The sequence below is a fragment of the Corallococcus exercitus genome (genome assembly GCF_003611585.1).
GTDB classification, from domain to species: Bacteria; Myxococcota; Myxococcia; order Myxococcales; family Myxococcaceae; genus Corallococcus; species Corallococcus exercitus.
Map to the genome: position 1 here is coordinate 1 of NZ_RAVW01000417.1, position 8,709 is coordinate 8,709.

Here is an 8,709-nt window from a genome sequence, read left to right on the forward strand (position 1 = left end):
GGGGCGGCGCCGTCCCTGGGCTCGCTGGGCGGCCATGTGCTGCTCGCGTCGGTGGGCGGCGCGGTGGTGGGGCTGGCGCTGGGCCTGCTGGGCGGCTTCATCATCCGACGCGCGGAGGATCCGCTCGCGGAGATCATGGTGACGACGGCGGTGGCGCTGGCGTCCTACGTGCTGGCGGAAGAGGTGCACCTGTCGGGCGCCATCTCCGCGGTGGTGGCGGGGCTGGCAGTGGGCGTCACGCTGCGGCGGGAGGTGGCACCGCAGAGCCAGGTGGCCATCCACTCCTTCTGGGAGTACGCCACCTTCGGCGTCAACACGTTCCTCTTCCTCTCCGTGGGCCTGGACACGCGGCCGGAGGCGCTCCAGGGGCACCTGCCGGGCGTGGGCATGGCAGTGGTGGCGGTGGTGCTGGGGCGCGCGGTGGCCATCTACCTGCCCTTCCTGCTCTTGCGGCTGTTCAAGCCCGCGGAGACCATCCCGCTCCGCTGGCAGCACGTGTTCCTGGTGGGCAACATCAAGGGCGCGCTGTCCATCGGTCTGGCGCTGGGCCTTCCGGAGTCCACGCCCGCGCGCGAACAGATCGTCTCCATCGCGTTCGGCGTCACGCTGGTGTCCATGGTGGGCCAGGGGCTGATGCTCACGAGCGCGCTCAAGGCGCTGGGGCTGTTCCAGCAGGACGCGGTGGCGCTGGAGATGGCGGAGCAGCGCGGGAAGCTCATCGCCAGCCGCGCGGCGCACGTGGAGCTGGATGCGTTGCACACGCAGGGCCTCTTGCCGCGCGCGGCCTACGAGCACCTGCGCAGCGAGTACCAGGTGAACATCGCCCGGGCGGAGCGGGAGCTGCGGCGCATCAGCGAGCAGCACCTGGCGGAAGGGGCGAAGGACCTCTTGAGCATGCGCAGGCGGCTCATCGACGCGGAGCGCACGGCCCTACAGGGCGCGCGGCGCAACGGGCTGATTCCGGAGGCGACGGCGGAGGAGATGCTGGCGCACCTGGACGCGCGGATGTTGGACCTGGAGAAGGTGTTGCACGGCGGGCACGCGAGCAAGGACAGCAAGGAGCACAAGGCGTCATGAAGATCGTCATCGCGGGGGGAGGACGGGTGGGCGGCGCGCTGGCGGCGCGGCTCGTGTCGGAGCAGCACACGGTGACCGTGATTGAACGCGACGCCACCATCTGCGCGCGCCTCTTCGAGGAGGTGGGCGTGGTGACGGTGTGCGGGGACGCCACCAACCCGCGCGTGCTGGAGGCGGCGGGCATCGGGACGGCGGACGTGGCGGCGGCGGTGCTGGCGCACGACCCGGCGAACCTGGCGTTCACCATGCTGGTGCGCGCGGTGTCCAGCGCGCGCCTGATGGTGCGCATGCTGGACACGAACTACCGCGACGCGTACCGGCTGGCGGGCGTGAAGGAGCTGGTCGCCGAAGCGGACGTCGTGGTCTCGAAGATGACCACCGCCATCGACTTCCCGCAGGTGTCCGGGTCGCTGCCGCTCAGCAGCGGTGACGCGCTGCTGTTCGAATTGGCCATCCCCGTGCGCGCCCGGGTGGCGGGGCAGACGGTGGCGCAGGTGCGCGGCATGGAGGGCTTCCCGCGCGAGTGCATCTTCATCGCGCTGGTGGACCCGCAGGGCCACACCGCGCTGCCGGAGGGCAACACGCAGCTGAAGGCCGGGCACAACGTCATCCTCGTGGCGCGGCGCACGCAGGTGGCGCAGGCGGTGGAGTTCCTCACGTCGGAGCCGCCGCTGGGCGCGGGCCTGGCGTCGTCGTTGGCGCAGACCTTGCGCAAGCTGGACTTCCTGGCGCCCCTGAGTGAGGACGAGCTGGAGGCGGTGGCGCGCGGCGCGGAGCTGCTCCAGACGCCCGCGGGCACGGAGCTGTTCCGCCAGGGCGACGCGGGCGAGACGTTCTACGTGGTCATCTCCGGCGAAGTGGCGATGAAGGACGCCGCCCGGCAGACGATGGCCACGGTGAAGCAGGGCGGCTTCTTCGGAGAGCTGGCCCTGCTCACGGGCGAGCCGCGCAACGCCACCGCCGTCACCGCCACGCCGTGCGAACTGGCCGCGGTGGGCCGCGACGACTTCCGCGGCGTGATGATGGCGAATCCGGCCGTCGCGCTGGAGATGAGCCGCATCCTGGGCCAGCGGCTGTCACGGCTGGGTGGCCAGGCACAGCCGGCGAAGCGGCGCGGGCTGTTCGGCCGCTGAAGACAGACACCTTTCCCTCAAGGGACTTTCCCATGACGACGAAGCACACCGCGCTGGTGCTGGGCGCCACCGGCATCATCGGCCGCAACCTCCTCACGTACCTGGACACCCGGCCGGACTGGAAGGTGAAGGCCGTGTCGCGCCGCGCGCCGGACTTCGCCACGCGCGCGGAGGTGAAGTCGCTGGACCTCCAGTCTCCGGACTCGCTGGCCAGCGCGGCGGAGTGGCTGCGCGATGTCACGCACGTCTTCTTCGCCGCGTACCAGGAGCATCCGGACCCTGCGGACCTCAGCCGCATCAACGTGTCGCTGCTGCGCAACGTCGTGGAGGCGGTGGAGAAGCACGCGCCGGGCTTCCGCCACGTGTCCTTCATCCAGGGCGGCAAGGCATACGGCGCGCAGTTCGGCCTCTACAAGACGCCCGCCAAGGAGACCGACCCGCGCCACTTCCCGCCGAACTTCTACTACGACCAGGAGGACTACCTGCGCGATGCGTCCCAGGGCCGGCGCTGGACCTGGACCGCCCTGCGGCCCGACATGATGATGGGGCTCGCCGTGGGCAACCCCATGAACCTGGGCAACCTCATCGGCGTGTATGCGTCACTGTGCAAGACGCTGCGCGTTCCCCTGCGCTTTCCGTCCACGCCTCGCGCTTACTCCATCCTGGCCAACGTGACGGATGCCACGGTGCTCGCCAAGGCCATGGAGTGGTCCGCCCTCAACGAGGCTTGCGCGGGCGAAATCTTCAACATCACCAACGGCGACGTCTTCCGCTGGAGCCAGGTCTTCCCGCGCATCGCGGACGCGTTCGGCATCCCCTGCGCGGACCCGCAGCCCTTCTCCCTGACGGAGGCGATGAAGGACAAGTCCCCCGTCTGGGAGGCGCTCACGCAGCGCCATGGCCTCCAGCCGCACGGTCTGAAGAAGCTGGCCAACTGGGCCTTCGGCGACTTCATCTTCGGCGTGGAGAACGACGCGTTCTTCGACGTGAACAAGGCCCGCCGCTTCGGCTTCCAGGAGATGCACCTGGACAGCACGGACGCCATGGTCGCGCTGATGCGTCAGCTCCAGGCGGAGAAGCTCATCCCCGCCTGAAGCGCCGGGTGCGTCAGGGGCTCGCGAGGAAGACGCGCGGGCCCTCTCCACCGATGAGGGTCCGTCCCAGCTCCAGGGTCCAGGGCACGTCGCGCGGCACGGGCTCCGGTGAGCGCAACACCACGGTCGTCCCCTCCCAGTGCTTGGGTTTCACACACTCGGAGGTGCGCCAGGCGCTCCCGTTGAAGCCCCCCTCGTCCCGGACGTCCGGGGTCGGGTACCCGACGAGTTCGATGCACAGGGACTCCCCGTCCTCGTCACAGCCGTCGGGCTCCGAGCCGTTCGCGGGCACGCAGGTCAAGACGGCCGTCACGGTGACGTGGTCGTCCGCGTCACGGGTGGCGGAAGCGGCGCGCACGCCCACGGCGTCCCAACGCGGCCCGCAGGCCGTCAGCAGGCCCGCGAGGGCCACGATGAAGAAGGTCGGATTCATGGGGCCTCAGGGGTTGGCGAGGACGACGTTCATCACGCGGGGATCCGCGCTGACGAGGATGCGCAGCCCGGGGTCACGGTCCACGGCCTCCGGCGTGGTGACCGTCACCCGGGTGCCGATGATGTCGGGGACCCTCTGGCAGGACTCCGCCCGGTGCAGCGGATGGGCGAAGGCCGTGTCGTCGGCCGCGTACCACTCCGCGGAGACGCAGACGCGCTCGCCATCCGCGTCACAGCCTTGCGACCGCGCCATGCCGTAGACGAGGCCGCAGGCCAGCGTGACCTCGACGGAGACGCGGTCGTCCTCGAGCCGCGTCGCCGTGGCATCCAACACGCCGGCCGCCTCCAGCCCGGGCTCACAGCCAGCAAGGAGGGGGAGTAGCAGCAAGAGCCAGCGACGCACGCGGGGCCTCCGGGAGCAGTGGACCCGGCGCCCCAGAGCAACACCCGTGCCCACCAGCCGACAGACGGCCGCCCCGGGCGAAGCACGCCTCAATCCCTGACAGACGTGTCAGGGCATGACGCCCGTGCCCTGTCGCGTGCTCAGGTGGACTTCTTGAGGCGCCCGCACACCGCGGACGCCGCCAGGAAGCCCACGCTGAAGGCGTTGCGGAAGCGGTTGTAGAGCGCCCCCACGCCGGGCACGTTGGCGATCATGTCGCCGAAGCTCCACATCTCCTCGTGCGCGTGGATGAGCGGCAGCACCTCTCCGCCGCCCTCGCCGCGCTGGAGCGTGAAGTCGTAGACGAGGATCGTGCGCAGTGGGTACGTGTAGAGCCACGCGAACTGCTTGAGGTTCATCACCCCGTCCACGATGGCCCGCCCGCTCTTGCCGTCCGGCTCCAGCTGGACGTTGAGCTGGAAGATGTCGAAGTCGAAGCGGAACATGCAGTGGAAGCCCGCCGCGCCCTTGCGGTACGTCTCCTTGCCGCCGCCCTTCTGCCAGGGGTCGGTGAAGGTGACGTCCTCCGCCATCATCGGCATCAGCTCCGCTTCCAGCACCGACGCGGGGATGGACGTGGTGTAGAGCAGCCGCGTCACTTCGCGGAAGCGCGCTTCGAGCTGCTCGATGAGTGCCTGCTCCGCCTTGCGCATGCGCCGCCCCCCTGCCCCCTGATGGGACCGGGCCTGAAGGTAGGCACGGGCCTGGAGCGGGGGAAGACGGGGTGCGTCAGCCGCCCAGTTCGGTGAGGAGCTGCGCCGCCTCGTCCTTCACGGTGGCGTCCGCGCCCAGCGCCTGCGCCTGCCTGGCGTGCCGGGTGGCTTCCGCCCGGTCGAACGGCTGGGTGGCGCGCGCCAGGTTCAGGTGCGTGAGCGCGTCCTGGGGGTTCGCCTCCAGCACCCGCTCCAGCAGCACGCGGGCCCGCGCGTGGTCCTGGTCGCCCATCAACAGGCGCACCAGGTCGTTGGTGGGGCCGGGCTCGTGCGGGACCACCGCCACGGTCTCCTCCAGCAGCTTGCGGGCCTCGGCGCGCTCGCCCAGCGCCTCGTGCGCCTGCGCCAGCGAGTGGCGGATGTCCCACTGGTTCGGGGCGCGCTGGAGGGCCTCACCGAAGAGGGCCTTCGCCTCCGCCAGCTCCCCGGCCAGCATGCAGGCCAGGCCGTGCAGGTGGACGTAGCGGACCTGCTCGGGGTCCAGCTCGCGCAGCTCCAGGATGGTGCGGCGGGCCGCGTCCTTGCTGTTGGCCTGGAGGTAGAGCCGGAAGAGGTCCTGCAACACCGCCACGCGCGTGCGGCCCTGCGCATGCTCCAGGGCCCGCGTGGCCGCGGCGATGGCCGCGCCGATGGCGCCGTTCGCCGCATGCGCGCGCGACAGCATCAGGTGGGGCAGGGCCTCCTGGGGCGCCAGCGACGCGGCCTGCTGGAAGTGCACGGCGGCCGCCGCCGGGTCCTTGCGCTGCACCGCGATGCGGCCCAGCTCGAAGTGCGGGTAGACGCTGTGGGGCGCCACCACCTGCGCGGCCTCGAAGGCGGCCTTCGCGCCCTCCAGGTCGCCGCGCTCGGCCAGCAGCGTGCCCAGGTTGAAGCGCTCGAAGTAGCCGGCGGTGGGCGCGGCGGCCAGCGCCTTGAGCGTCACCAGCGCCACCGGGTCCCCGGCCTGCGCCTTGAGCATGGCCAGGTGGGCCTGCGCCTCCGTGTTGTCCGGCTGCACCTGCAACAGGCGCGTCACGGCGCCTTCCGCGTCCTTCGCGGCGCCGGTGCTCAGGTGGGTGCGCACCAGGCCCATCAGACAGTCCACGTCCTTCGGGTCGATGGAGAGGCCCTTCTGGAAGCGCTTCACCGCCTCCGCGGGCTGGCCCTGCTGCAGCAACTGCCCACCCTCTTGCGCGTACCTGGATGCCATGGTCCCCCTACCTACCACGAGCCTCCAGAAACCCCGCCTCCCCGCCTGCCCCTACCGGCGCAGCGCGGCCAGGGCGACACCGGGCAGCTTCCACCAGGACGGGGACTGCTCGAATTCCATCAACCGGCGGGACAGCGTCGCCATGCTCTTGTGACCTGGCACCCACGGGGGCGGGAACAGGGACGTGATGGGGGCGCGCAGGACGGCCTTCTCGACGGACTCCAGCATGGACGTGTTGTGCACCCAGCCCTGCCCGCTCTGGATGTCGCGTGACGACGCGGACGGATGGCCACCCCAGGGCAGGCTGCCCAGCGCGTAGCCCGCGGCGGGCCAGGTGTTGAGGGCGACCGTGCCGTAGCGCAGCTCCCGGATCGCCTTCTCCACCGCCGTGCGCACGCGGGGGTCCCGCATCGTCTTCGGGTGGACGATGAGCATCGCGTTGAGGGTGCCCCACACCTTCTCGTTGAGGAACGCGACCGCGGCCTCCAGGAAGGCCACCGGTTCGTCGGAGCCCGGCAGGCCCGTCTCCGACAGCACCGTGCACCAGGGCTCGTGGCGGAACACGCGGTCGTCCGTCTTCGCGGGGTCCACGTCCGGAATCAGCGCGTAGGCCAGGTCGCCCTCACCGGGGTTGCCCACGAGCCGCAGGTTCGCTCGCGCGTCCGTGAACTGGTGCCAGCGCTCCTGCGCGCCCGGGTAGTACGCGCGGCGCACGGGCGCCTGGCCCAGGCTGGCCTGGATGCGGTCCACCAGCATGCCGCGCTTGAGCCAGTCCTTCGGCTGCACCAGCAGCTTCGCCGCGTTGCAGTTGAAGGACGCGTTGTTGGACACCATGCCGGCGATGTCGTCCGCCTGGAAGCGCAGCTCGCCGTCGGAATACGGGCCCGGCACCACCACCACGGGGGAGATGTTGCCCAGCTCGCTGGAGACGCGCTTGGCGAGCAGCGGTTCATTCTTGCGGCGGCGCTCGTCGGACTCCGGGCCGGGCGGACCCCACACCAGCGCGTCGTGGGTCTTGTCGCTGCCGGTGATGTGCACCTCGTCCACCGCGTCGTGGTGGACCAGCTGCGCGCCCTCCTCCGCGCCGCCGTACATGATGGCCAGCGCGTCGCGCGCGACGAGCGGCGCGAAGGCCTGCTCCAGGAACGGGCCCAGGTACGCGTTGACGGGGTTCATCTTGAGCACGCAGACGGTGCCCTCGACGAAGAGCTTGTAGAGGCAGTCCAGCGGCGGGATGGAGTTGACGTTGCCGCCGCCCAGCACCGCGCAGACGCGGCCCTTGTGGGGCTTCTTGTAGAAGGACGCCTGGTGGTCGCGCAGGTTGTCCGCGGTGACGCCGGGCTGGAAGTAGACCTCGCCCGTGGTGCCGGGCAGCAGCATCCCCTCCAGCCGGTCCTTGGGGAACAGCCGTGCGGCGAGCCGGCCGTCCTCCAGCGTGCGCAGGTGCTGGCGGGGGATGACGGGCACGCCGTGCTTCTGGATGTCCTTCAGCGCCTCCGAGAGCAGGCGCAGGTTGCGCACCACCACCATGGGCCCGGCGAGCCACTCCTCACCCGCGAGTGGACCGCCGGGGTCGATGCCCTTCGCCTCGCAGGCCGCCCGCACGCTGGGCTCCGCGATGGCGACGTACGCTTGGCGCAGGTCCTCCAGGAGCCGGATGCGCTCCGTCAGGGCAAGCTTCACCCACGCGCTCGAGCCCTGACGGACCCGGCGCACCAGGATGTCGATGGTGGTGCGTGACGTGGACTGCGGGACGGCGGCGGACATGGCGACCTCCGAGACAGGCTTCACACCGGGTCCCGGTATAGGGAACCCCCGCGTGCGCCGTCACCGAGGGGCCGCGCCCTCCGTCCTCAGGAGGGCAGAGGCTCGGCCAGGCCCTTGCGGATGGCGTCGTCGATGACGCTCATCACCTTCTTCATCTGCTCGCGGCTCTGGGCCGCCTGCTGCTCGCCCAGCTTGCCCTGCTCCTCGCCGAGCTTCCCCTGCTGCTCGCCCAGCTTCTCCTGCTCCTCGCCCAGGGCTTCCATCTTCTGGCTGAGCTCCTCCTGCTGCTTGTCGAGGCCCTCCAGCTCCTGGTCGAAGGACTCGTCGCGCTTGTCGAGCTCCGCCTCCTTGCGGTCGCGCTCGGGGCTGTCCTCCTGGTTCTGGAGGCGGGCGCGCTCCAGGCCGATCTCCGCGCGCTTCGCGGCGATGGCGGCGTGCTTCGCGGCAATCTGAGCCATGGGGTAGGCCAGCTCCGCCTGCTTCTGGCCCAGCGCGGCCTGCTGCGCGCCCAGGGCCGCCTGCTTCTCACCGAGCGCGCCCTGCGCGTCCCCCAGCTTGCCGGCGTCCTCCATCAGCTTGCGCACCTGCTCCAGCGTCTTGGCGTCGCGGATCAGCAGGGGCTTGCCGTCGCGGCGCACGAAGAGCAGGTCCTTGCCCTTCTGCTTGAAGGCGCGCGCCATGTAGAGGTCGTCCGAGGAGCCGGCCATCATCGTGCGGCCGTCGGAGATGTACGCGAAGGTGTCGTCGTCCTCGAGGTCCATGTCCGGAGGGGCGGGAGGCGCGGGGGGACGCGGCGCGGCCGCGAGCATGGGGGGCATCGGAGCACGCGGGCTACCGGCCGGCGGCGCGGGAGGCATCGGAG

The 8,709-nt window shown here is 71.0% G+C and carries 8 protein-coding genes and 1 pseudogene; 3 read left to right on the top strand and 6 right to left on the bottom strand.

The annotated features are described in order from the left end of the window. From D7W79_RS34220 to D7W79_RS34230, 3 genes are all read left to right on the top strand, one after another. The coding region (locus tag D7W79_RS34220) for a cation:proton antiporter domain-containing protein (protein WP_120529533.1) at positions 1-1,077 on the top strand (1,077 nt) is incomplete at its 5' end. After that, on the top strand, positions 1,074-2,210 hold the full coding sequence (locus tag D7W79_RS34225) for a cyclic nucleotide-binding domain-containing protein (RefSeq protein WP_120529534.1): 1,137 nt from the start codon (positions 1,074-1,076) through the stop codon (positions 2,208-2,210). The genes D7W79_RS34220 and D7W79_RS34225, both read left to right, overlap by 4 nt. Positions 2,211-2,242: 32 nt before the next feature. After that, positions 2,243-3,304 (top strand): SDR family oxidoreductase, encoded by a 1,062-nt coding sequence (locus D7W79_RS34230; RefSeq protein ID WP_120529535.1) that lies wholly within the window; start codon positions 2,243-2,245, stop codon positions 3,302-3,304. Between the two features lie 13 nt (positions 3,305-3,317). Here the strand turns inward: D7W79_RS34230 and D7W79_RS34235 are convergent, their stop codons facing one another. The 6 genes and pseudogenes from D7W79_RS34235 to D7W79_RS34260 form a co-directional block, all read right to left on the bottom strand. Beyond that, a complete protein-coding gene (locus tag D7W79_RS34235) occupies positions 3,318-3,737 on the bottom strand; it encodes a hypothetical protein (RefSeq protein ID WP_120529536.1) in 420 nt (139 codons plus the stop codon). A 6-nt stretch (positions 3,738-3,743) separates the two neighbouring features. Next, a complete protein-coding gene (locus D7W79_RS34240; RefSeq protein WP_147442184.1) occupies positions 3,744-4,139 on the bottom strand; it encodes a hypothetical protein in 396 nt (131 codons plus the stop codon). A 140-nt stretch (positions 4,140-4,279) separates the two neighbouring features. Continuing rightward, positions 4,280-4,831, bottom strand: coding sequence for a hypothetical protein (locus tag D7W79_RS34245; RefSeq protein WP_120529538.1), 552 nt, complete (start codon positions 4,829-4,831; stop codon positions 4,280-4,282). A gap of 76 nt (positions 4,832-4,907) precedes the next feature. Next, positions 4,908-6,080 (bottom strand): tetratricopeptide repeat protein, encoded by a 1,173-nt coding sequence (locus D7W79_RS34250; protein WP_120529539.1) that lies wholly within the window; start codon positions 6,078-6,080, stop codon positions 4,908-4,910. Positions 6,081-6,131: 51 nt separating this feature from the next. Then, positions 6,132-7,847, bottom strand: a complete 1,716-nt coding sequence (locus tag D7W79_RS34255; RefSeq protein WP_120529540.1) for an aldehyde dehydrogenase family protein — start codon at positions 7,845-7,847, stop codon at positions 6,132-6,134. A gap of 86 nt (positions 7,848-7,933) precedes the next feature. Further along, positions 7,934-8,709 (bottom strand): annotated as a pseudogene (locus D7W79_RS34260) (M56 family metallopeptidase); the annotation flags it as partial.